Annotated in this window: 21 protein-coding genes and 1 pseudogene; 13 read left to right on the forward strand and 9 right to left on the reverse strand. The window is 30.7% G+C overall.

Going from position 1 to position 21,081, the window contains the following annotated elements; all coding sequences use genetic code 11:
• Window positions 1-62 precede the first annotated feature (62 nt).
• A complete protein-coding gene (locus tag DFR85_RS18835) occupies window positions 63-683 on the forward strand; it encodes a type 1 glutamine amidotransferase (RefSeq protein ID WP_110269621.1) in 621 nt (206 codons plus the stop codon).
• Here DFR85_RS18835 and DFR85_RS18840 read toward each other — a convergent pair.
• Complete coding sequence (locus DFR85_RS18840) at window positions 680-2,101, reverse strand: MFS transporter (protein ID WP_110269622.1); 1,422 nt, start codon at window positions 2,099-2,101, stop codon at window positions 680-682. The genes DFR85_RS18835 and DFR85_RS18840 overlap by 4 nt on opposite strands.
• A gap of 55 nt (window positions 2,102-2,156) precedes the next feature.
• Window positions 2,157-3,332, reverse strand: a complete 1,176-nt coding sequence (locus DFR85_RS18845; RefSeq protein ID WP_110269623.1) for a family 1 glycosylhydrolase — start codon at window positions 3,330-3,332, stop codon at window positions 2,157-2,159.
• Window positions 3,333-3,422: 90 nt separating this feature from the next.
• Here DFR85_RS18845 and DFR85_RS18850 point away from each other — a divergent pair, with 90 nt between their 5' ends.
• The gene (locus tag DFR85_RS18850) at window positions 3,423-4,076 is read left to right on the forward strand and encodes a phosphorylase family protein (protein WP_110269624.1); all 654 of its coding nucleotides are present in this window, start codon (window positions 3,423-3,425) and stop codon (window positions 4,074-4,076) included.
• Here DFR85_RS18850 and DFR85_RS18855 read toward each other — a convergent pair.
• Entirely contained in the window at window positions 4,062-5,090 is a 1,029-nt protein-coding gene (locus DFR85_RS18855; RefSeq protein ID WP_110269625.1) for an SLAC1 family transporter, read from the reverse strand. The genes DFR85_RS18850 and DFR85_RS18855 overlap by 15 nt on opposite strands.
• 342 nt (window positions 5,091-5,432) lie before the next feature.
• On the opposite strand from DFR85_RS18855, the gene DFR85_RS31760 reads away from it, so the two are divergent.
• The gene (locus DFR85_RS31760; RefSeq protein ID WP_246252982.1) at window positions 5,433-5,726 is read left to right on the forward strand and encodes a hypothetical protein; all 294 of its coding nucleotides are present in this window, start codon (window positions 5,433-5,435) and stop codon (window positions 5,724-5,726) included.
• Between the two features lie 68 nt (window positions 5,727-5,794).
• On the opposite strand, the pseudogene DFR85_RS18865 reads toward DFR85_RS31760, so the two are convergent.
• Window positions 5,795-6,852: pseudogene (locus DFR85_RS18865) on the reverse strand (IS110 family RNA-guided transposase).
• Between the two features lie 828 nt (window positions 6,853-7,680).
• Here DFR85_RS18865 and DFR85_RS18870 point away from each other — a divergent pair.
• The 3 genes from DFR85_RS18870 (at window position 7,681) to DFR85_RS18880 (ending at window position 10,680) form a co-directional block, all read left to right on the forward strand.
• Entirely contained in the window at window positions 7,681-8,697 is a 1,017-nt protein-coding gene (locus tag DFR85_RS18870; protein ID WP_110269626.1) for an MFS transporter, read from the forward strand.
• Between the two features lie 212 nt (window positions 8,698-8,909).
• Window positions 8,910-9,818: a radical SAM protein gene (locus DFR85_RS18875; RefSeq protein ID WP_110269627.1), complete on the forward strand. Its 909-nt coding sequence runs from the start codon at window positions 8,910-8,912 to the stop codon at window positions 9,816-9,818.
• 58 nt (window positions 9,819-9,876) lie between these two features.
• Window positions 9,877-10,680 carry an aminotransferase class I/II-fold pyridoxal phosphate-dependent enzyme gene (locus DFR85_RS18880; RefSeq protein ID WP_110269628.1) on the forward strand — a complete coding sequence of 268 codons (804 nt, stop codon included), beginning with the start codon at window positions 9,877-9,879 and terminating at the stop codon, window positions 10,678-10,680.
• Window positions 10,681-10,800: 120 nt separating this feature from the next.
• On the opposite strand, the gene DFR85_RS18885 is transcribed toward DFR85_RS18880, so the two are convergent.
• Window positions 10,801-11,184: an OsmC family protein gene (locus DFR85_RS18885; RefSeq protein WP_110269629.1), complete on the reverse strand. Its 384-nt coding sequence runs from the start codon at window positions 11,182-11,184 to the stop codon at window positions 10,801-10,803.
• A 145-nt stretch (window positions 11,185-11,329) separates the two neighbouring features.
• On the opposite strand from DFR85_RS18885, the gene DFR85_RS18890 reads away from it, so the two are divergent.
• From DFR85_RS18890 to DFR85_RS18910, 5 genes are all read left to right on the forward strand, one after another.
• A complete protein-coding gene (locus tag DFR85_RS18890) occupies window positions 11,330-12,556 on the forward strand; it encodes a hypothetical protein (protein ID WP_110269630.1) in 1,227 nt (408 codons plus the stop codon).
• 176 nt (window positions 12,557-12,732) lie between these two features.
• On the forward strand, window positions 12,733-13,122 hold the full coding sequence (locus DFR85_RS18895; protein ID WP_110269631.1) for a hypothetical protein: 390 nt from the start codon (window positions 12,733-12,735) through the stop codon (window positions 13,120-13,122).
• The gene (locus DFR85_RS18900; protein ID WP_162582597.1) at window positions 13,119-13,436 is read left to right on the forward strand and encodes a pepsin/retropepsin-like aspartic protease family protein; all 318 of its coding nucleotides are present in this window, start codon (window positions 13,119-13,121) and stop codon (window positions 13,434-13,436) included. The genes DFR85_RS18895 and DFR85_RS18900 overlap by 4 nt, the downstream gene beginning before the upstream one ends.
• A 148-nt stretch (window positions 13,437-13,584) precedes the next feature.
• On the forward strand, window positions 13,585-14,298 hold the full coding sequence (locus DFR85_RS18905; protein ID WP_246252983.1) for a class II glutamine amidotransferase domain-containing protein: 714 nt from the start codon (window positions 13,585-13,587) through the stop codon (window positions 14,296-14,298).
• Window positions 14,299-14,357: 59 nt separating this feature from the next.
• Window positions 14,358-15,290 (forward strand): aromatic ring-hydroxylating oxygenase subunit alpha, encoded by a 933-nt coding sequence (locus DFR85_RS18910; protein WP_110269634.1) that lies wholly within the window; start codon window positions 14,358-14,360, stop codon window positions 15,288-15,290.
• A gap of 508 nt (window positions 15,291-15,798) precedes the next feature.
• On the opposite strand, the gene DFR85_RS18915 is transcribed toward DFR85_RS18910, so the two are convergent.
• Both DFR85_RS18915 and DFR85_RS18920 read right to left on the reverse strand, forming a co-directional pair.
• Window positions 15,799-16,098, reverse strand: a complete 300-nt coding sequence (locus DFR85_RS18915; RefSeq protein ID WP_246252984.1) for a PIN domain-containing protein — start codon at window positions 16,096-16,098, stop codon at window positions 15,799-15,801.
• Window positions 16,085-16,327 carry an antitoxin VapB family protein gene (locus DFR85_RS18920; protein WP_110271768.1) on the reverse strand — a complete coding sequence of 81 codons (243 nt, stop codon included), beginning with the start codon at window positions 16,325-16,327 and terminating at the stop codon, window positions 16,085-16,087. Before DFR85_RS18920 ends, DFR85_RS18915 begins: the two co-directional genes overlap by 14 nt.
• Before the next feature lie 277 nt (window positions 16,328-16,604).
• Between DFR85_RS18920 and DFR85_RS18925 the strand changes: the two genes are divergently transcribed.
• Window positions 16,605-17,501 (forward strand): pirin family protein, encoded by an 897-nt coding sequence (locus DFR85_RS18925; protein WP_110269635.1) that lies wholly within the window; start codon window positions 16,605-16,607, stop codon window positions 17,499-17,501.
• Here DFR85_RS18925 and DFR85_RS18930 read toward each other — a convergent pair whose 3' ends face one another.
• Together DFR85_RS18930 and DFR85_RS18935 are read right to left on the reverse strand one after the other, a co-directional pair.
• Window positions 17,502-18,950: a 4Fe-4S binding protein gene (locus DFR85_RS18930; protein WP_110269636.1), complete on the reverse strand. Its 1,449-nt coding sequence runs from the start codon at window positions 18,948-18,950 to the stop codon at window positions 17,502-17,504.
• Between the two features lie 182 nt (window positions 18,951-19,132).
• On the reverse strand, window positions 19,133-19,945 hold the full coding sequence (locus tag DFR85_RS18935; protein WP_110269637.1) for a DUF929 family protein: 813 nt from the start codon (window positions 19,943-19,945) through the stop codon (window positions 19,133-19,135).
• Between the two features lie 87 nt (window positions 19,946-20,032).
• Between DFR85_RS18935 and DFR85_RS18940 the strand changes: the two genes are divergently transcribed.
• Window positions 20,033-21,055, forward strand: coding sequence for a hypothetical protein (locus DFR85_RS18940; protein ID WP_246252985.1), 1,023 nt, complete (start codon window positions 20,033-20,035; stop codon window positions 21,053-21,055).
• The last annotated feature ends 26 nt before the right edge of the window (window positions 21,056-21,081 follow it).

Raw genomic sequence — 21,081 nt, forward strand, 5'->3', positions numbered from 1 at the left:
TAAAAATTATAGAATAATGACTCTATAATAAACCTTAAATTATTTTTATCATCATATAATATATGAAGTACTTAATAGTAAAGAATTATCCTATTGAAGGACCTGGAGTACTTAAGGAGATACTTAGAGGTGAAATAAAAGAGATTATGGCAGAAGATCTTCATGATGAAGATTTTGATGCATTAATTATTATGGGCGGTCCAATGGGAGTATACGAGAAGGATAAGTTTCCTTTCTTACAGAAAGAAATTGAAATTATAAGGTCCTCTTTTGAAAAAGGAAAAAGGATTTTAGGTATTTGTTTAGGTTCTCAGTTATTGTCTGCATCATTAGGTGGCGAGGTGATTAAGGGACAATTCGGTTCAGAAATAGGTATAAAAAAAGTAAAATTTATTGGAGATCTCTCTTATCTTGGGGACGCTAATGTATTTCAATGGCATGGCGATACTTTTTCTTTGCCAGAAAATGCCGAACTTTTAGCATATAGTGAGAAATATTTTCAAGCATTTAGACTAGGGAAAGCATTAGGTCTGCAGTTTCATTTAGAGGTTAATTCAAGTATAGTTAAAGATTGGTTAAAGGAATACGGAGGAGACGAAAATTTGATTACCGATGTTTCAAAAAATGAGATTAAGCTAAGAGAATTATTGGAAAAAATTATTAATTATTGGTTAAAACTTTAAGTAGTTGCAGCAGTTTTATTTGCTTTAAATGTGTAATTCTTTGTCCATAAAGAAACTATTAATGTTACAATCATTATGAATATTCCTAAAATTGCGATATAGTCAAAAGCTGTAGCTGACGGTAGATAACCTAAAACTAATGGTTGATTATTATACATCATTATAACTGGATCTTGATAGCTATCCATTAAGACAGTTGCTGCTACTGGTCCTGCAGATCCTCCTAATGTTCTTAACATTGTGTTCATACCCATACCAGTAGTTCTATATTCGTCTGGTAAGGATAGAGCAACCATATTTACAAGAGGTAAAATTACAGCTACTAAACCTATTGAACTTACAAATCCTGCTTCCAATAAGTCTACTGGAGTAGCCCTATTTACTAATAGCATGAAATACGATAATGCTGATATTATACTTCCGGATATTAATACTGGTTTTGGTCCAATTTTTGGCATTAGCCTACCAAATAACGGTCCAAATATAACCATTCCGAAAGCTACTGGCGACATTAATAATCCTGATTCTATAATAGATAATCCTAAACCATATGGACGTGGTAATTGAGAATAATACACCATGAATATAAATACCATGAACATTCCTATTCCTGAAACTAAACCAACTATGTTCGCTACTGCGAAGTTTCTTATCTTGAAAAGATCTAGACGGAGTAGAGGTTCTTTAACTCTTTGTTCATAGGCTATAAACACTCCATATAGTACTAACCCGGAAATCAAAAGTGCCAAATTGTTAATGGCTAACCAGCCTAATGTAGGCCCCTCAGTTATATATACTAATACCATGACTGTGGCTAATCCTATCAAGGTCGCTCCACCGTAATCTACTTTTTCTTTTACTCTGTGTCCAGTATGAGGTAAATATGCTACTGAAGCTGCAAATACTATTATTGATAATATTGCGGCGGTATGGAAAGCATAAGGCCATCCTAAGTCTTCTACTACATACGAACCTACTAAAAGTCCTAGAGCTGGTCCAATTCCTAGAATTGCACTTAAGATAGCTTGTGCAAATGCTACTTTTTCTCTTGGGAAAAGATCAGTTATTATAGCTATTGCTATAGGAAAAATTGAAAATCCTACACCTTGTATGGCTCTAGCTCCTAGCAAAAACCATATATTCGGAGAAAAACCTGCTAAAGAAACTGCTACTATATAGAAACCTATAGCAATTACATACATTTTTTTCTTACCGTAAGTGTCTGCTAATTTACCCATTAGTGGTGACGTTGCTGCGGCTACTATCATATAAGCAGAAGTTACCCATCCAGCTAATGTAGCTGAAATTGAAAAATCGCTTTCTATTGTAGGTAATGCTGGTATAACCATAGTTTCTACGTAATTTACGATTAAGAGCATTGACGAAAGTAAAAGTAAAGTTCTTGTTTTAATGTCCATGGTGTAATGTTTCATTCTAGCTTTAATAAAAAGTTTTCGATATATCTTTTTAATTTTACGGCATATAAGTAATTTCCTTGAAGATGTACGCAGAAGGTCTTGGATTCATATTAATATCATATAAGCCAAATTTCATATTATATCCAAAATTCCACTCATAATTATCTAATAAAGACCAATGAAAATATCCTTCTACTTTTACTCTAGACGATTTTATTGCGTTCAAATGATCTAAAATAAATCTAGGTCTAAGATAATCTCTTTCATCAGCAACTCCATTCTCTGTTACATAAATTGGTTTTTCTATTCTTTTTACTGATTCTAAAACTTGCGTAATTCCTTCTGGATAAACTTCCCATCCATAGTCTGAAGTAGGATTTCCATCTAGAGAGGAAGAGTCCTTTTCGCAGAAGAAACCGTATCCGTGCAATGGTATGCCTTTCTTATCTAATTTTATTCTAGAATAATAATTAACTCCTATCCAGTCGATCTTTATTTTATCTAAAAAATCCCAAACCAATCTTTTTTCAGCTTCCTTTTTTACATTATCTTCTCCTTGAATGGCTGGTATCATATAAACTATACCTACTTTAGCTCCCTTTCTAGACAATTCCTCGTAAACCTTATTATGAGCTTCAATAACGTTATTCCTTACTTTTTCTGCAACGTAATTACTAGTTATCCCTGGCGGAAAATATCCTGTTAAATATCCGAAATCTATCATGTTATTTGGTTCATTAAAAGTACATATATAATCAATATATTCTGAAAAGTTATCATATATTAAAAGAGAAAATTTCAAGAACTCGTCTATAATAGATTTATCAAACCAGCCTAAAGGACCTTGTGTCATAAGGGATTCTCTAGCTTTTATAGGATCATGTAACCATAACGGTAGGACAAAATGATTCAAACATGCAAATATTTTAAATCCCTTATCTTTAAGATCCTTCAGAATCTTCCTATACAAGTTTAAGTATTCAGTAGAGATTTTATCTTTTTTAGGTACTAATTTTTCCCAACTAAAGCTTAGTCTCCAAGCATTTGCATTTACCTTTAATGCTAAATCATGTATTTGTGAATATTTAGAAATATAATAATTTCTTGTAGGTAACTCACCAGATACTTTATTTAGGAAAAGGTTAGTAGGATCTGTTATCCATGCGTACCAATCACTATTATTATTCATTTCTTCGTATTGAAACGAGGCAATAGAGAATCCGTAGAGCATAAAGTCAAGTTATTATTTTAGAAAATAAAGATTGACTATCTTCTTTTCATTATTAAGTAATGCTTATTTGTTGTAGAAAATACTCCACTTATGCTTGTAATTAATCAACCCTTACCTACAAAAGGAATAATAGTGGAAGAACCAGAGGTTGTAGATATTATATCCTCGTTTTTGACTGATGTAAAATCAATAAATGTTAGAGGATTTCTAATTAAGATAGGGAAATACAATAACGAGAATTTTGTTATTTCAAGTCATGGAGTAGGAGGCCCTTCGACGGCATTTATTTTAGAGGAATTGATAAATAATGGAGTTAAAGTTATTTTAAGATACGGTACTGCGGGAACGCTAAATGGTAAAAACTTAGGTGATTATTTCATACCTTTAGGCGTATCTCATCATTATAGTAGTTCATTATATCAAAGATCTAGAGGAGACATTGTACTTTCTCTATTTCCAGATCTTGAGCTAGCCTATGGATTATACAAAACAATGAAAGAAAATGGAAGAAATATCTTTTATGGATCTATTTTTCAGAGTGACGATTTTTATTCGGAATCTCATGTTTCCTCTGATGATGCGGTAGATATGGAGAGTGGAACTTTATTTTTAATATCTAGATTGAAAGAAATAAAAAGCGCCTCTATCTTGATTATAGCTAATAATCGAGGTAAATGGATAAATTATGAAGAAATATATAAAAAAGACGCTCCAATTATCCTTAAATTCCTATCTGGTATTTAATTTGTTTTTTATTATATTTATTGTGTTTATAGTAGCATATATATACAATAAAACTATCGCTACAGACATGACTGAGACGCTCCATAGGAATACTGGTAATTTAGTCTCTTCGTAAAGTAAGAAATCTGAAAAATCAGATATGCCTACAGGGAATACATAAGCCCATACTGTTAAAGGCATTTTTTCCTTTACGTGTCTTAATGCAAGCAGTAATGCAACTGTTAAATTCCATATTTCAAATCCCCATAATATTATAGCAATAGTTAATGCGAAATTAGATGGAAAATAAAATAGGTTAAGGTAGTTATATGACGGAAATATTAGAATATTTATTGCTATTATACTTGATGCTCCTACAGGTATCATTATTGCTGGAGTAGACTGTGCAGACTTAAAGTTTACATGGGATAAGAAAGCAGTAGTTCCTATAAAAATAAATTGAAAGAAAGTTATTCCAACAGCAACAAGCATCATAAAATATGCTATCTCAGTTTCTTCTTTACCTATGTATGGGAACGAAGGTGGTAATATAGGCGCACTTAATATAATATTTGCAGAGAGAGCTATGGATGGAACTAAAATTGAATAGTTTAGTTCTTCAGGTTTAATTTGCTGTGAAAATAATTTATATCCTAATAAAATATTTACTACAAGTACAATCGCGTATCCTATAAAATACATATATAAAAGTAAGTGTATTACTTCACTTGATGCGTTAACGTATACTGTAAAGAAAAAACCAATTACGAAAATCAATACTCCTAGAAAGGAAGTAAAACTAAGTCTATTTAATTTATTAAAATCTTCCTTTATTAATCTTGGATTAGAAATATATCTATAGCTCCATAGTGAAAAAATTAAAATAAATAAGATTATTCCTATGAAATATATTATTTTTCCTATACCCAGGAAGACGTTGTAATTAAAAACTATGGAGTCTATCCATGAGACTAAGGAAAGTACCATTGTTCCTAGAACTATTGGAAACCATTCTGAAGCAGGTTTTGGAGCCATAATATAGGTAACATAATTGTCTATTTAAATAATTGTCTATCTTGGCAAAAAATTAGTATTATAAAATATTATAACTATAATTTTATAATTATTTTAAAATCAAGCATTTAACAGTTATACTTTATAGGAATTTCTCATTATTTTGTACTATAGTAGTTTTATTATATTATTTAATATAAAAATTCATAGCAAATAGCTTATGTTTAAGTAATTTTTATAATAAATGCTATAAAACAGATATTTAAGAGAATCATTTTGAAGTATGACTAAAAAGAAAATAAGATTAAAAATTCTTAACCTATTTAATAAGAAGTTTAAATATTAGAATTTCGCTCAACACTTGTGAAAAGGAATTTATATAGGATTTTGGAAAATGCAAAATGGTCTTCTGTTCATAATTGGTCATTTATAGCATTTTCTCTAGGTATGACATTAGAAGCGTATATTTTTGGTATGGCTTCAATAGCTACAAACTGGGTTCCTATGCCTAAATTTCTTGAGAGTATATTATTAGCCTGGGCACCTTTATGGTTAATAATAGGTATTATATTTACTGGGCCTATGTCCGATAAATTAGGTAGAAAGAGAATGTTTTATCTGAACAAGGGGGCGTTCAGTAATAAATATTTCGGTTGAACTTCAAGCATAATGTCAACTAAGATTGCCACGTGTACCTTTCAATCCACGTGGCGATTTGGGGAGGATCACTTAGGCTCATAAGGCTTATTATTATACCAAACACTCCAAACTATTCTAGCCAATTTCCTGGCTAAAGCAGTGTACAACTTCTTTCCCTTCAACTTTTCCTTATGGTTCTCGTAAAATTCTAGTAATGTAGGATTACGAGAGTAATTCATCTCAGCGAGGAAGTAGAACAAGCTGCGCAAGTACTTATTACCCTTCTTCGATATTCCCTTACTTACAGTAGCTTTACCGCTCCTCTCAACTATTGGGTCTAAACCGCAGTAGGCTACGAAGGACTCAGGGTTAGGAAAGCGTTTAATGTCTCCAACAATGCCTATTATTATTCCCGAAGAAAGTTTTCCTATTCCCGGTATAGTTAATAGAACGTGATTTTCAGACTGTAATTGTATCATTTTCTCTACTTCTTTTATTTTCTCGCTTGTTTCCAGTAGTGCTTTAGATAATACTTCGATTTCTTCAAGTACGATCTTTGTGTACTCTAAGTTGTATAATTGTATTTTGAAGTTTCCTTTAGAGAATTCTTCAAGCATTTCCTTGCTTATTTTTTCCTCGTCACTGACTAGGAATAGTGCTCTTTTTACCCTGTTCTTGTACTTTACTTCAAGGTCTTTTAGGAAGATATATAGTGTTACTAGTTCTTTCAATGGGTTGTAGTTGTACTCCTTTGCCTTGTTTGCCATGTTTATTAGTTTTTCTGCGTCGTAAAAATCTGTTTTCCTCTCAAGTCCTTCTCCTTCCATAGTATATTTGGGCTTACTTGTAGTATCTTGATCCCTTTTTCCTTGAAGTATTGACATGGTTTTATTGAGTATGCTCCTGTCGGTTCGACCACTATTGTGTTTAGTTTCACTTTTAGTATTTCTTCATAACCCTTCTTGTTGTTCTCGTAGACCCTCCCCTCACTCGTTACTAGATGATCTTTTGATATGTCTATTCCTAGGATCCCTACCTCTTTATCACACCTATATCCGTGCATATTATCACAATGTTCAGTCCGATGGTAGGGGTTTGTCACGCCCCCGTTCGAAGACTTTGCTTCAGTCAAAGGGTCGACCATGTTTCCCAGTTGGAGAGTATTACTCTCCCCAACTAATTAATCTATATAGGGTTCAAAGGGGGCGGAAGACTCCATCCGTAAGGGTGGAGATGGATAGGCTCCACATGCTTCGCCTCTAACATGGCTAGGCGATAGCTTGAAGAGCCGAGGAAACCACTCGATAGAGGTTAACTTTAGGATCTTCACTTTGTATGTGTAATACTCTTTTTCTGATTCTTGAATTTTTCTATAATACGCGTTGTATTGTTAATTTTGTTAGGAGATAGTGCGAACTAACTATGAGAACGTCCCCTTAAATTTTTGCACGCTCCTACTCGGGATGTTGTCCCACATGTTAGATCGCGGGGACGTATAGCCAGCCTATCCAACGGGGTTTTATCCCCATGCCCACTTTTGGCTTGTGTTATTTTCTTGTTCTCTTTATAAAAGTTTTACTCTTGTAAGGCTTGTCTTCTTGTTTAGGAGTGTTGTTCGTGAAAATCGCCGTAGGAGCTCCCTTTGTAGTTACATTTAAATACGTATTTTTCAAATATTCTATTAATGGCAGTCACTGACGGAGTAAGCGTCACTGAGACGCCTTGGTTAAAGCGAGGGTCTATGTGGTACGCCTCTGCTCCATTCAACAGTCCCATATTGGGATACTGTGGGTTCACATTAGTGCTCGGGGTCGGAACGACCCTTAGTGCCTGTGGAGCTGAGACCTCTACCTTTGGCAAGCCTCGGCTTTGAAGCAGGAAGCCCCGTCCGTTAGGGCGTGGCAGGCTCCACATGCTTTGCCTCTAACATGGCTAGGCGATAGCTTGAAGAGCCGTAGGAGTTCACTTGACAATGTTACTGTATGCAATAGGCGCTGTTGGTATAACTTTTGCTTATGAATATTATCTAATATTGTTCTTTCTAGCTATGTTACTTTTCGCTGCAGGAGGTGAAATGAACACTATAATGGTTATGAACCATGAGATAATGCCAAATAGGCACAGAAGTAAGACTATGTTTTTTGAGATAAATTTCATAAATTTTGGGGGTTTATTGTTAGCAGCAGTAGCGCTTAGTAGCGCTTATGCAAGTATTACATTTCAAAGACTAATGATAGGTATTACAGCTATTTTCATACTTATAATATTGGCATATGCCAGACTTAAGATTCCTGAGTCAATTAGATGGCTAGAAGAAAAGGGTGACTTAGATGGAGCAGAAAAAGAGGTTAAGAAGTATTTTACGTCTATAGAAGATCATTCTACTGTAGATAAGAAAACTATTAAGTTACCTTCTATTCCATTAAGGCTTGCTGTATCAATAGTTATGGCCGCAGCAAATACTATTGGATTTGGGCTAATGACCTATGTTGCAGGTCCGTATTTCTTTCCAGAACTTACTGCAACGATAATTCTTGTAGCAAGTATAGCAGAGTTTTTAGCTGGATTAGGAATATCTCCATTTGCAGATATAATATCTAGAAAACTCACTTTACTAGTATCGTTTATAGGCACAGTATCTTCTACAGCAATAATTTACTTTACAATACCGTACTGGACATCTAATTTGATTTTATTCTGGATTTTATTAGTTATTCTTAATATATTCACTAGTATAGGTTATTTAACTGAAGATACCTTAAAAGGAGAATTATGGCCTACTCCAAAAAGAGGAACATATACTGCTATAGTTAGATTTGTATCTATAGGATCTTATATTCCTGTTATATTCCTGGCAGCAGATTTATCAATATACCAATATATGTTATTTAATTTAATTATATGGACATTAGGGCTTATAGCATCGATAATATGGTTCACTAAAGGTATAGAGACTGGAAAGGGTAGGAGTTTAAGCGAAATTTCATAACATATGATCTTAAATATTTATTTTAAAACGATAAAATTTATTTAATAATTAGTTTTCTTTAAAAACAGACAATAATCTTTCGATAAGTCTATACAGTATATAGAAATTATTGATATTATATAGTTATGAGATTTTACGAAATATTTTTATTAAATAATTATTTATGATTTTTTCGTATAAAGTTTATTATTAGTTTTGACCTATATTCTATTATGTTTAAATACGTTTTTGGCCCTGTACCTTCTAGAAGATTTGGGAAATCTTTAGGAGTTAATGTTGTTCCCTTAAAATATTGTAATTGGAATTGTGTTTATTGCCAGCTAGGAAGAACAAACCATTTTATAAACTCTACAGTAGATTTCTTCAATTATGAAGAAATAGAAGAGGAAATTAAAATAGCAACTAAAATGTACGACTATGACTATTTAACATTTATAGGAGATGGAGAACCTACATTGTACAAAGATCTAGGAATATTAATAAAGTGGAGTAAGGAAAATCAGCCGAAAAAAGTTGCAGTTTTTACTAATGGCGCTAGGTTAAAAATGGAAGAAATTAGAAGTTACATGAGTTATGCAGACGTAGTAAAAGTTAGCAATGATGCTGGAGACGAGAAAACTTTTAGAATTGTAGATAGACCATATAGAGACATTCATTTTGATGATTTTATGGAAGGATTAAAGCAATTTAGGAAAGAATTTAACGGAGAAATATGGTCAGAAGTTATGCTAGTAAAAGGTGTTAATGATAAAGAAGAGGAATTAGAAAATATAGGCAGATCTCTAAAGGCTTATTCTCCGGACAAAGTCCACATAATGGTCCCTACAAGACCTCCTGCAGAACCTTGGGCAACTGCTCCAGATTCTCAAAAAATTTTAGAAGCAGGTAAAATATTATCTAAGTATGTAAATAATGTCTATATTATAGATTATATTGAAAGAGGAGAATTTTATGTAGATAAAGATAACCCTGTTAATGGAATTTTAAATATTCTTAAAATACAGCCCATGACAGAAGAAGAGATTAAAGACATATCATTTAAGTATAACGTTAATATTGATAATATAAAAGAAAAAGCAAGGGAGGTAGTTTTTAACGGAATCAAATACTACGTATATTGATTTAACTAGAGGATATCCAGATCCTAAGATTTTCCCTTCTACAGAAATAAAGGAAATATTGAAGGAAATAGATTATTCAGTACTTAATGTTGAAGGAAAAGTAGAAGGAATAGATGATGCGATTTATTATCTCCTAAAAATAAGAGGAGTAAATTTTGATTTTAACTTAGCAACTTCTGCAATGGAAGTAATAGATAATGCTATAAATATGTGTAAAACTGTAGGTTCTGAAGAACCTACACATGACGGTATAATTAAATATCCTCAAGTTTTTCCGTACGAAGGTTTAGTTGCTGAAGGGAAGTGGAATTTATCTAATCCATGTTTTTATTTTGCTATAGTAAATAATCCTACAGGAATTGTAGCTAAAGGAAAAGAGTTGGAGAGATTTCTTGAGGAAGCTAAGAACAAAAGCGTTAAAATAATAGAGGATGACATATATGGATATTTCTCAGATTCTAAAGCATTTTATTCAGATAATGTCATTTATGTTAGTAGTCTAAGTAGAATTTTGGGTTCTGGCATAAGATTAGCTTTTACTAATATTAAGGTAAAGTCAAAGCCTTCTTCCATATCTCAATATATAGTAAAAAGACTTTATGAAATGGGAACATTACAAAGGGTTATTCAAGAAGAAAAGTATGCTTATATTAAAAGACTACAAAAAGCTTCAGAATTTTTTGCAAATTATCTTTTTAGAAAACCTGAAGGAGGAGTTTCTCTATTAGTAAATTTAGCTAAGGAAAAGTTTAAGGCTAAGGTTACTGATGGATCCAGGTACTTTAGGAAAAAAGTAAAAATGACAAGAATAACTATAAGTAGATACGAAATTGAGGACATAATAAGATCCATTAAAGCATAAAATTTTATTAGAAATACTAATATGAACATTTTAAAAAATATGATAAGGAGTTATTAAAATATCTTCAATATAATATAGAAAGTTAGAACAAAATTATCCATAATCAAACATACCTATTAATTAATATATCTTATATTTTAGCTCAACTTTATCTTTTAGACTTAAATAAATTGGACAACTATTTTTTACGATCTCTAAAAGATCTTCCATATAATCTTCTTTACAATCTTTACCACAAATTTCAATAATAATTTTTTCAAAAACATAATTCCCAGTAAATATTGCTAAATTATCTAGTTGATATCTTGCAATTACCTTAAATTCTAATTCTTTCCCTTTTCTTTCATTAATTTCATTAGTTATAAGATATATACAATGCGGAATAGAAACTAAGAACGCCATTAAAGGACTTTTAACATATATGTCATTTGCTTTACTTACATTTTTTCCTATTTCTACTTGCGGGTTATTAGGATTTCCATATAATGTAATTGTTAATTCCATAAAAAATGATAATTAATATAAATATTTAAGATTAACTAGTTAGAGTTTAAATGTTCTAAATTAGAGAAATTTCTGACAATATTTCTAAAAATTTTCTAAATTTGTTAAAATCGGTTTATTATCTATTACTTGCTTAGAGTATCTTATGCTAAAAATAACAACATCTGAAAAGACTTATACTCTTAACGACTGTAATGTATTTTATGGATATGACAATTTGAGTGATCTGATAAATTCATTATCAATATTAGATCCTACAGGATACCTTAAGGAAAGAAGAAAGATTGCATGGACTGCATATTTCCATATATCTAGAGAATATTCTGACGAAATTAGAAAAATGTACTTTACTATATTCGAAATAGCCTCAATAGTTAGAGAAATGAATTTTAGATATATTAACATGGCATATGCTTTACCTTCTATCATAAGTAATGTAAATACCTCAATACAACTTTCATGGAGAGATAATAAGATTTCTTTAAAAACTCCTATACATATAGAATTGGAATCTAACTTAGTAGAAGAAATTAAAAAGGATATTAACGTAAAAATAAATGATAAGGAAATAACTGTTACCGAAAATGATAGGGAAATAAAAAATTCCTTTGATCTATACCAGATAACTGGCGTAAGAGATTTTTACATAATTTCCAGGTTCAGATATAATAGTGGAAAGATAGTGATAGATATTGATTTGGAATTTTATCCGTCAAATAAAGGGATAAACAGAGAAATAAGCATAGAAGAGTTAAACAGAGTTCTAAGAGTTACGGCTAAAGAAGTTAACGAAAAATCAATAGGCAGTCATTCAGAATTTGAGGAATTCATGATCAGTATAGTAGAAAGTCTAATAGAGCCATTAATTATTGGGGTTAGAGAAAATGTTAGTGAACTTTTAGGCTTAAAGGAAATGGTGTACATACCTCCTTCAAAGCCTTTTATGTTAAATGCGGAAGAATCTGCATTAAATGCTCAGGAAGTAGCTCAAATATTTCTAGATAAGTGCGAAATGGCTATAAATAGAATAAGAAGTGGTAAATTGAATTTTAGCGAAAATGAGTATACGTCCTATCTTCCTGGACTTAAAATAGAAGGAGGATTAATAGAATATAATGGAAAATCAATAGCTATTTCCCCTTATAATATTAAGGCATTGGCTACCATAATTTTAGAGTTGAGTTCCATAAAAGAGAACGCTATAGTTTTTCTCGAGGCGCCGGAGGAGTACATAATAGATGAAGATAGGAGAATGATACTAAATATTCTGGATACCGTCTTAAAGAATGGTAATAAAATTATAGTGCATACATGGAGTAGGTCCATGAAGGAAATGCTTGAATCTCTATGTAAAGAAAATAGATACCTATAGCAAATATGAGATATTTATGAAATTTTTAATTAAAGGAAATAAAAAGTTTAAATGAATATATCGGTATTTATCGAATACTTGAAGTTAAACCCGTGCTTTTGTTTACTTTCATTATTTGAGACTATGAGATTTACTACGTATTAATTTATATATTAATTCTTAAAATATTATATTCAATGTATGTTGTACTAGGAGAGAATGATGAAGTTATTGGGGAGTTTGATGATATTAATTCTTTATATGAATTTGTAAAAGAGAAGACTAAAGAAGGTAAAAAAATACGTATTAGATCTTTTCCTTCAGAATATTTCTTAATAGTCAATAATAGGATTATTTCCAAATTTTCTACTCCTAATGAAGCCTTTAAAGAAGCAAAAAAATATCTTAATAAAGGAGAAGATATTAAGATTACGAATATAAAGAAATTTATAGTATTTAATGATAGTGGGAAAGTTATTGGGGAGTTTGATGATATTAATTCTTTATATGAATTTGTAAAAGAGAAGACTAAAGAAGGTAAAAAAATAACTATAAAATCACCACAGGAAGTCTATTTTTTAATATGATGTTAAAGGCTACGTTAAATGATAGTGAAGAATGGTTTTATGTAGATACCGGTTTTAGCGGTGACGTTATAGTTAACTACGAGATATTTGATGCAATTTCTTCTCCAATAATGGATGTAGGAGATATTTGTATAAGTACTGAAGAGTGCTACAAAGGATTCGGAAAAATATCAAGTATTAATGTTAACGGTAGAGAAGCTAGTGTTATTGTAATATGGATTCCTAACTTTAACGAAAATTTAATAGGTGAAAGAGCATTAATAAGATTGGGATTAGTCATTAATTATAAAGATTTAGAAATAACTGATCCTTAATATTTCAATATCGTTCTATATCACTGTAAAGAAATTAATAGTATGTTATGGCAAAAATCGCTTAATGTGAATTATTTAGTATTATTGTTGTAATTATTAGGCTGTTTTATATTAAGGATTTTTATTCTTGAAAATATCTACTTGTGTTATGTGTAGAATGTTTGCGTATTATGGTTCGTCTTCGTCAAAAATAGAGGAATTATTTAATTGCCTAAAAAAATCTGCAGAAAAAGATGTTTATTTTGGAAATGCCACTCATCCAGACGGATGGGGATTTGTTATATTAACTAAGGATCAAATATTTCATTATAGAAGCGCAAATCCAATTTTTACTGAAAATTTACCTATAAAGCTTGACGACGAGGAAACAATGGCAATATTTCATGCTAGACAAGCTACTGACAAAAACCTAGTAGGTTCCCAGTTCTCTCATCCCTATAGTGAAGCTAACGAAAATGGACTATTCTTTTTTGCTCACAACGGTAGTGTTGATAAGGAAAAATTATCTCAGGATCTTTTAATAAATTCGGATATGGTAGTAGATTCTGAATTAGCGTTGAAATTTTTATTAAGATATAGTAATATATATAATGGTATAAATGATTTAAAAAATTATACTAGATCTTCACTTAATTCTTTTATAATAAGGATATCTAGAGAAAAGGAAGCAGAACTGTTTTACTTGAACTACGTTAGGAATCGTAGTGAAAAAGCTTCCTCAAACTATTATGATTTATACATTGACACAAAGGACGGAATATCAGTATTTTCGTCTACTTTATCATATTATTGTAACGATTTAGGTCAAAATAAAGTTAAATATGGAGAACTAACTCCTATTGGAAAAATGAAATTAATATAGACTTTTATCGAGAGTATATAAGCTCTTAAAGTTTAAAAAGTTCTAAGAAAGCTATTTTTATGGAAAAATACTGGTATCCAGTAGATTTTTCAGGTTTTAAAATAAAGGAGATAAACCTATTTGGAAATGAGATTCTTGTATTAAATAATGGAAAATACTTTGCGTTTCAAAATAGATGTCCGCATAGAAATGCTAAATTATCGCTAGGAAAAATTATGTCTGATAGAATAAAGTGTTCATATCACGGTTGGGAATTTGATATGAATGGGAAGTGTGTATATGTTCCTTCTTCAGATTCTGAAGGTCATGTTAATCTTAAAAAATATAATATTAAAGAAAAAAATGGAATAGTATGGATTTCATTGGATATTCCAGATCATGATGTTCCCGAATTTCCAGAATTTAATGACATGACATTTAGGAAAATAAAATGTGGGCCGTACGTTTTTAATTCAAATCCCTTTAGAGTAATGGAAAATATTTTAGATGTGTCTCATTTTGCGTTTGTCCATGAAGGTTATCTTGGAGACTCTAAATATCCTCAGATACCAAAATATGAAGTAGAAGTAAATAATAATGAAATCATAGCTAAAGACATTAAAGTTTGGCAACCTAATCCAGATGGTACAGGAGAGACTAAGCTTGTTTCTTACACTTACAAAGTATTAGATCCATTAATATTATATTTTAGAAAAAATTCTGATGAGAAAATTTTTTCTATGTACTTTGCTATATTTCCAGAAAGTAAGCAAAAAAGCATAGTTTATGCATGGATAGCTATGAATTATGCATTTGAATATTCTGAAGAAAAAATTAGATCATTCGAAGATGAAGTAATGTCTCAAGATAAAATGGTTGTAGAAAGTCAACCTTATGAATATTATTTAGACGTAAGTAAAGAATCCCATGTAGAAGCAGATAAAGCTACAATATTATATAGATACTGGATAAATAAAAAAATAGGTAAGAGGTCTGATATAGGACTTATATAGACATTATATTTTGAAGATCTCTATTAAATGTAATTTAAAATATTAATTCAATACCATATAGTCAAAAGATATTTTTGGAATTAATCTTGAATATAAACTATATAGGAAATACTAGTGTTTGTTAAGAGTAAGATATCTAGGGAGGACTTTCGCTTATTCTTAATCATAATATTTTTATTTGATAATATTAGTTCCTTCTGTGAATAGTCATTTAATAGATTAAAATCACTTTTTAATACATTAGACTTATTTTAAAAGTGACGATTTTAGGGTCTACTAATAAAAGCTATAAGTGATATTATCAAACTGAAAATATTTTTGTAGAACAATTTTGAGTTTATTGGAAGAAAGAATAGAAATAATTTACTCTTATGAAGTTAAATAAATTAAAACTTGTGAATTTCTACAGCGTTTGTTTAAAACAAATTACCTTGGCTAACTAAATTATTTCTATATTTACTCCTAAATTCCTAATATCATGAAAATCTTTATCTTTTGTTAATAATACTTAGTTATTAGCCTTAACAATTGAGGCTATCAAGATGTCTGAATCACTCTTAATTTTACCACTACTCTTTAAAGTTTTATAGATATCTGACGCAACTTTCACTGCGTCTATTGTTAGTGGATAAATTATAATTTGATTCAAAAAATCTTCTAATGTAGTACTGTTGTATTTACCCCTCATAATTTCATAAACGTTTATTACAGTGGTTGAAATACTATTGAAATTGTTTTTTATAAAATTAAGTATATTCTTATCTCCTTTCATTATTGTAATTATTATATTGGAATCAAGTACTACCATATTCTCTCACTTTAAAATTCTTCCTAAATTCTTCTACTTCCTTCTCCAATTCTTTAGCCTCTTCTTCATTTAGTATTCCGAATATCATATCTAAAGCCTCTACTCTCCCCTTTCTGTTCTTATTATAATATTCAATTAATTCATTTATAACTTGACTAAATGACTTATTACCTTTAAGTTTAGATAATTTCTCATAAACTCCGTCAGAAATAGTTATAACTTTGGGCATATATATACATATATGCATATATTGTATAAAAACATTCCCAGTGTTTTATGCTTTCTTAGACCTTAAAGTACAAGGTTATATAAATCGGATAATAATCTACAATCAACTACATTAAATCGTTTCCTTGGCTTTTAGAGTCTAAGGAAGTATAATACTCTGTATAGCTGAAAGATTTTTTGGAATTAATCTTGAATATAAACTATATAAATTTCTCTTAATAAGATAACCATAGTTAAGTTGAATTAGACTTTTATTAGAATTTGTATATATTATACTTATGATAAGGAAAGTTTCTGGAATAATTCAAGGTAAATACACAGTTGACGGAGCAGGCGTGAAGCTTTATAGAGTATTTGGAGGAGTTCCTACAGCTTATATTACAGATCCGTTTCTTTTGTTAGATTTTTTTGGATCAAGCAATCCTTCAGATTATATTTCAGGATTTCCATGGCATCCTCATAGAGGAATAGAAACAGTTACTTACTTATTGGAAGGTAAGGTAGAACATGAAGACAGCGAGGGAAATAAAGGCGTAATATATCCTGGAGATGTGCAATGGATGACTGCAGGAAGTGGAATATTTCACCAAGAAATGCCTAAGCCATTAAGTTTAGAAGATAAGGGAATTTTACAGTCCAAAATTTTGGATAATAGTAATAAGGGATTACAGTTATGGATAAATTTGCCTTCGAACAAGAAAATGTCAACACCAGTTTATAGGGGAGTTAAATCTAGTCATGTGCCTAAGGTTAAGATAGATAGTGGTGAGGTTAAGATAATAGCTGGAGAGTTTCAAGGAGTAAATGGACCAGTTAAAGCAGGCCTATACGTAGATCCTACTTATTTTGATGTCATCTTAAGACCTGAAGGAGAATTTATTCAGAAAGTAAAGGAAAACTATACTGTATTAGTCTATGTTATTCAAGGTGGAGCAGATTTTGACGACAGAACTAAAGTAGATGAAGGTAATTTGGTCATATATGGAGAAGGTGACGAAGTTCGCATAAGAAGCCAGGAAGGTTCTAGATTCATATTTCTTTCTGGAAAGCCCATTAAAGAAAATATAGCATGGTATGGCCCAATAGTTATGAATACAGATGACCAAATAAGAGAAGCTTTACTTGATCTTAGAAGAGGAACGTTTGTAAGAGATAAAAATCCAGTATTTGAATAATCATATTTTTATTCTATCTTTAATCATTTTTCTTATATCGTATATGTAAATATTATTTTCTGGACATGATTCTATGCAATCTCCCGCACCTATACATTTGAAAGATTTTAACTCACCTTTCTTAATAAATGAACCTCTCATGTCCGTTATACCCACTGGGCACGCTTTAGCGCAGTCTACTGTTTTGCAATTTAAGCATGCATTACTATCTTTAACCTTTAATTTGAAAGGTCCTAAATAGGAAAATACTTGATTTGCTATTCCCCATTGACATATCCCAGAAGTTACACATGAATAATTACCTATAAATGGTATAATTAGGAATTGAATATACCATAATAGGTCGAAATAAAGTAAACAAATATAGACTGTTGGGTCTATGCCAAGTATTGATATATTAGTTACTCCCTCCTGATTTAGAAAAGAGATTATGGCTAGAAAAATTAGCGATCCCATAATTATTGTAGAATTAATCTTATACCACCAACTAACTTTAGATCCTAAAGTCTTCCTTCCTAGTTTTGAGGTCCTATTATAGTCCTTTAGTGAATACATAAAAGATCCTTGTAACATGTAAGGTGCAGTACAAGTTACTGAACATATCTGTCTTGAACCAAACATGTAGGAAAGTATTGCTGTTACAATATATGTTCCGACTATTCCAGATAATAGATAAGAAGAACTTACTGGACCATAAGTTCCTAATCCATTGAACCACATATAGGGCAGATATTGTACTTTATCAGAAATTGGAGAAAAAGAAGGTATATAAGTGCTGTAAATCCAATAGGCCAATATCATTAATGTATATCTTATTTTATTTTCCAATTTTTTAGCAGAAATTATTCTATGAATTGTAAGGGGTAAAAAGAAAATACCAAACATAATTGAGAACCATACTGTACTTATTATTCCTACTAAAACTGAAAACGAATTATATAAGAAGGAAATTATTGGAATGTCTAGAATTCCCAGGCCTGCTGCTTCAGTAATAAAATTATTAACACCAAAATTTAACATTCCACTACCGAAGCTAATGTCTGTAGCTAGGACCCAAGTTGTTGTAAAGACTAGCAAAAGTAAAGAGAATGATATTTTAGCTGATTTTATATAATTTCCTTTTATCTTATAAAAATTTTGTATTAGTATAAATACTGTACTTAAAAGTATTATAGAAATAGATAAATATTCGTTTAGAAATAAATAAAAACTCAATATTCCAGAAAAGGCTATTAACATTGAAATATTTAAGAAATATACTTCACCTAGATTCTGTTTTTCTAAATTTCTGGTTTTATATAAATAATTAAATAATAAACCATTTGATATTTCCGATATTATACCTAGTGCCAGTAGAATGTAAAAACCATTAAATTTAGAAATTACTGTAATGATTGAAAGTGATAGTACATAAACATACAATGTAATTGAAAGTAAATACTTATTCATTTTTATCCTTATATCATTGAATAGTAGATATTTAGGAATTTTTTAGAATCTTTATACTAAAGCTTTAAATATAAGTGATAGTGAGGAGTCTCCTTTAAATTTCTTTCAATATATAGAAATTGTTATTCTGAAAACATATTGTTAACCTTTATGGAAGATAGAACGCATATTTTGATTTAAAATTAGCTTTTATCATCTATTTCTAAATCTTCAAATTGAATAGAAAGCATTTTTTCTATTTGTAATATAGTAGGATTTTTACATACATTGGAAGGTTGATTACCATTAACTTTACATATTTCTGCAGTCAACATATTAGCTTCAGTATAAACTTGCTTTGCAAATTCAGTATTTGAACCTAGTTGATCTATTACGTAATTCCAAGATTTTCCATTAATTAATCCAGGGTTTATTATTGTTCCTGTTTGATAGTAATATCCTCCTATATACACAAATGGAATACTATTATTTGCAAGTCCTTTCCATAAATATTGAATGTAGTAAGGTGGAGTATTAAGAGGTTCTCCTTCTCTATTTTCAAACTCGTATGGAATGAAAGATACATATTTACTATTATATGTAGAATTTGAGAAAGTAAACGTAGGTGTATTAGGGTATATATCATTTGTAGAAGATAACATATAATCTAATCCACTAAAATTCCCAAATCTTAATAATGTAATTATTATTGCCCATCTATCGGCACCACAGTACGGGCACCATTCAGCTCCTATATAAATAATATCTGGTTTTCCTTCATATTTAGCTATATAGCTTGAATTATATACTTTTATTGTTGACATATCTATAGAAGACGGTACAAAAGAATAACTAAAATTTGAATTTGAATATGCTTCTAGTTTATAGTATATATTGTTTGATATAGGATCTCCTATTGCTGAAGTAGCTGTAAAATAACTTTCATATACGCCAAAAACTACTAAAATGGCTATAAATCCAATAAACGCAAATCCAACATTTCTTAAAGATCGCATAATACCTTCTTGAAGAATTACTATATATTAGCTAGTTAGAAAAATTCTAACTAATTCTTAATAACCTTTAATTCAATAAAGCTGACGATGAGTAATAAAATGGGAAGAAAAAATAAACGGAATTTAGCTATATCTAATGTTATTTTTGCTGCTGCTGTTATAATACTAATAATAGCTGCAGCAGTGGGATTCGGACTATATCTAACTAAACCTCCAACTACCGTAACCAAAACAATAACCTCGATTTCAACAATTACTACACCCCCTACTACAGTTACATCAACAGTTACTACAACTCAAACTCAGACAGTTACTAAAACAGTTCCAGTAATAGTTAATTCATCAGGAGCTTTTCTAAATGGAAATGTAATAACTTTCATGTATACGGCACAATTCTCCTGCCCTCCAGTAAATTCATCATTCTATCCAAATTCTACTGTTGAAAGCGAAGTAATGGGATGCGAAGTAGGATTACCTCTAAACTCTTCTGCAATGCCAGCAAACGCTGCTCCAGTATACGTAGTAGTTCCAGCATTCGCGGGTTTATCAATATTTGGACCAACAGCTTTAGGCGCAACTCCACAAGGATTTCCGGTATTTCACTATAATGGATATAATTATACAATATTAACTCAATGCGGAGCCGCAGACACTCCAACAGCATGTCCAGATCATATGTCATTAATATATTCTCCAGCATTTACTACAGTAGAACAATACTTAGGAATAAAGAACGGTGTATTCGGATTACCAGAAGGAGTATTACCCACTCCAGCTCATGAACACATAGTAACATTCTCTACAAATACATCCATTCCTTGGTATATAGTAGTAGTATTAGACTTTAATCCTAACATATATCCTAACCCAATTACAGGACAATGCAGTGATATAGTACAATCTAATTCTTCAGATCCTACTGGATTATGCTTAAACTCATACGCTAATTTAGAAGCAGCCTTATCAACTCATGATACTGCAGTAATGGCAGCTAATTCAAACAATCCAATATGGATAGCATTAGGTAAACCTTCAGTAGATGCTATTGCCGTACCTTCTAATATGATATTATACTTCAGTGATCCAGATATCTATCCATATCCAATCTAAGCTATTTTTATTTTTTTAAAAACATT

It is taken from the genome of Acidianus brierleyi, from assembly GCF_003201835.2.
Classification (GTDB): Archaea; Thermoproteota; Thermoprotei_A; order Sulfolobales; family Sulfolobaceae; genus Aramenus; species Aramenus brierleyi.

Coding starts and splice junctions, on each gene's coding strand:
- DFR85_RS18835 (WP_110269621.1), top strand. CDS start 63: ATGAAGTACTTAATAGTAAAGAATTATCCTATTGAAGGACCTGGAGTA.
- DFR85_RS18840 (WP_110269622.1), bottom strand. CDS start 2,101: ATGGACATTAAAACAAGAACTTTACTTTTACTTTCGTCAATGCTCTTA.
- DFR85_RS18845 (WP_110269623.1), bottom strand. CDS start 3,332: ATGCTCTACGGATTCTCTATTGCCTCGTTTCAATACGAAGAAATGAAT.
- DFR85_RS18850 (WP_110269624.1), top strand. CDS start 3,423: ATGCTTGTAATTAATCAACCCTTACCTACAAAAGGAATAATAGTGGAA.
- DFR85_RS18855 (WP_110269625.1), bottom strand. CDS start 5,090: ATGGCTCCAAAACCTGCTTCAGAATGGTTTCCAATAGTTCTAGGAACA.
- DFR85_RS18870 (WP_110269626.1), top strand. CDS start 7,681: ATGTTACTGTATGCAATAGGCGCTGTTGGTATAACTTTTGCTTATGAA.
- DFR85_RS18875 (WP_110269627.1), top strand. CDS start 8,910: ATGTTTAAATACGTTTTTGGCCCTGTACCTTCTAGAAGATTTGGGAAA.
- DFR85_RS18885 (WP_110269629.1), bottom strand. CDS start 11,184: ATGGAATTAACAATTACATTATATGGAAATCCTAATAACCCGCAAGTA.
- DFR85_RS18890 (WP_110269630.1), top strand. CDS start 11,330: ATGCTAAAAATAACAACATCTGAAAAGACTTATACTCTTAACGACTGT.
- DFR85_RS18895 (WP_110269631.1), top strand. CDS start 12,733: ATGTATGTTGTACTAGGAGAGAATGATGAAGTTATTGGGGAGTTTGAT.
- DFR85_RS18900 (WP_162582597.1), top strand. CDS start 13,119: ATGATGTTAAAGGCTACGTTAAATGATAGTGAAGAATGGTTTTATGTA.
- DFR85_RS18905 (WP_246252983.1), top strand. CDS start 13,585: ATGTGTAGAATGTTTGCGTATTATGGTTCGTCTTCGTCAAAAATAGAG.
- DFR85_RS18910 (WP_110269634.1), top strand. CDS start 14,358: ATGGAAAAATACTGGTATCCAGTAGATTTTTCAGGTTTTAAAATAAAG.
- DFR85_RS18915 (WP_246252984.1), bottom strand. CDS start 16,098: ATGGTAGTACTTGATTCCAATATAATAATTACAATAATGAAAGGAGAT.
- DFR85_RS18920 (WP_110271768.1), bottom strand. CDS start 16,327: ATGCCCAAAGTTATAACTATTTCTGACGGAGTTTATGAGAAATTATCT.
- DFR85_RS18925 (WP_110269635.1), top strand. CDS start 16,605: ATGATAAGGAAAGTTTCTGGAATAATTCAAGGTAAATACACAGTTGAC.
- DFR85_RS18930 (WP_110269636.1), bottom strand. CDS start 18,950: ATGAATAAGTATTTACTTTCAATTACATTGTATGTTTATGTACTATCA.
- DFR85_RS18935 (WP_110269637.1), bottom strand. CDS start 19,945: ATGCGATCTTTAAGAAATGTTGGATTTGCGTTTATTGGATTTATAGCC.
- DFR85_RS18940 (WP_246252985.1), top strand. CDS start 20,033: ATGAGTAATAAAATGGGAAGAAAAAATAAACGGAATTTAGCTATATCT.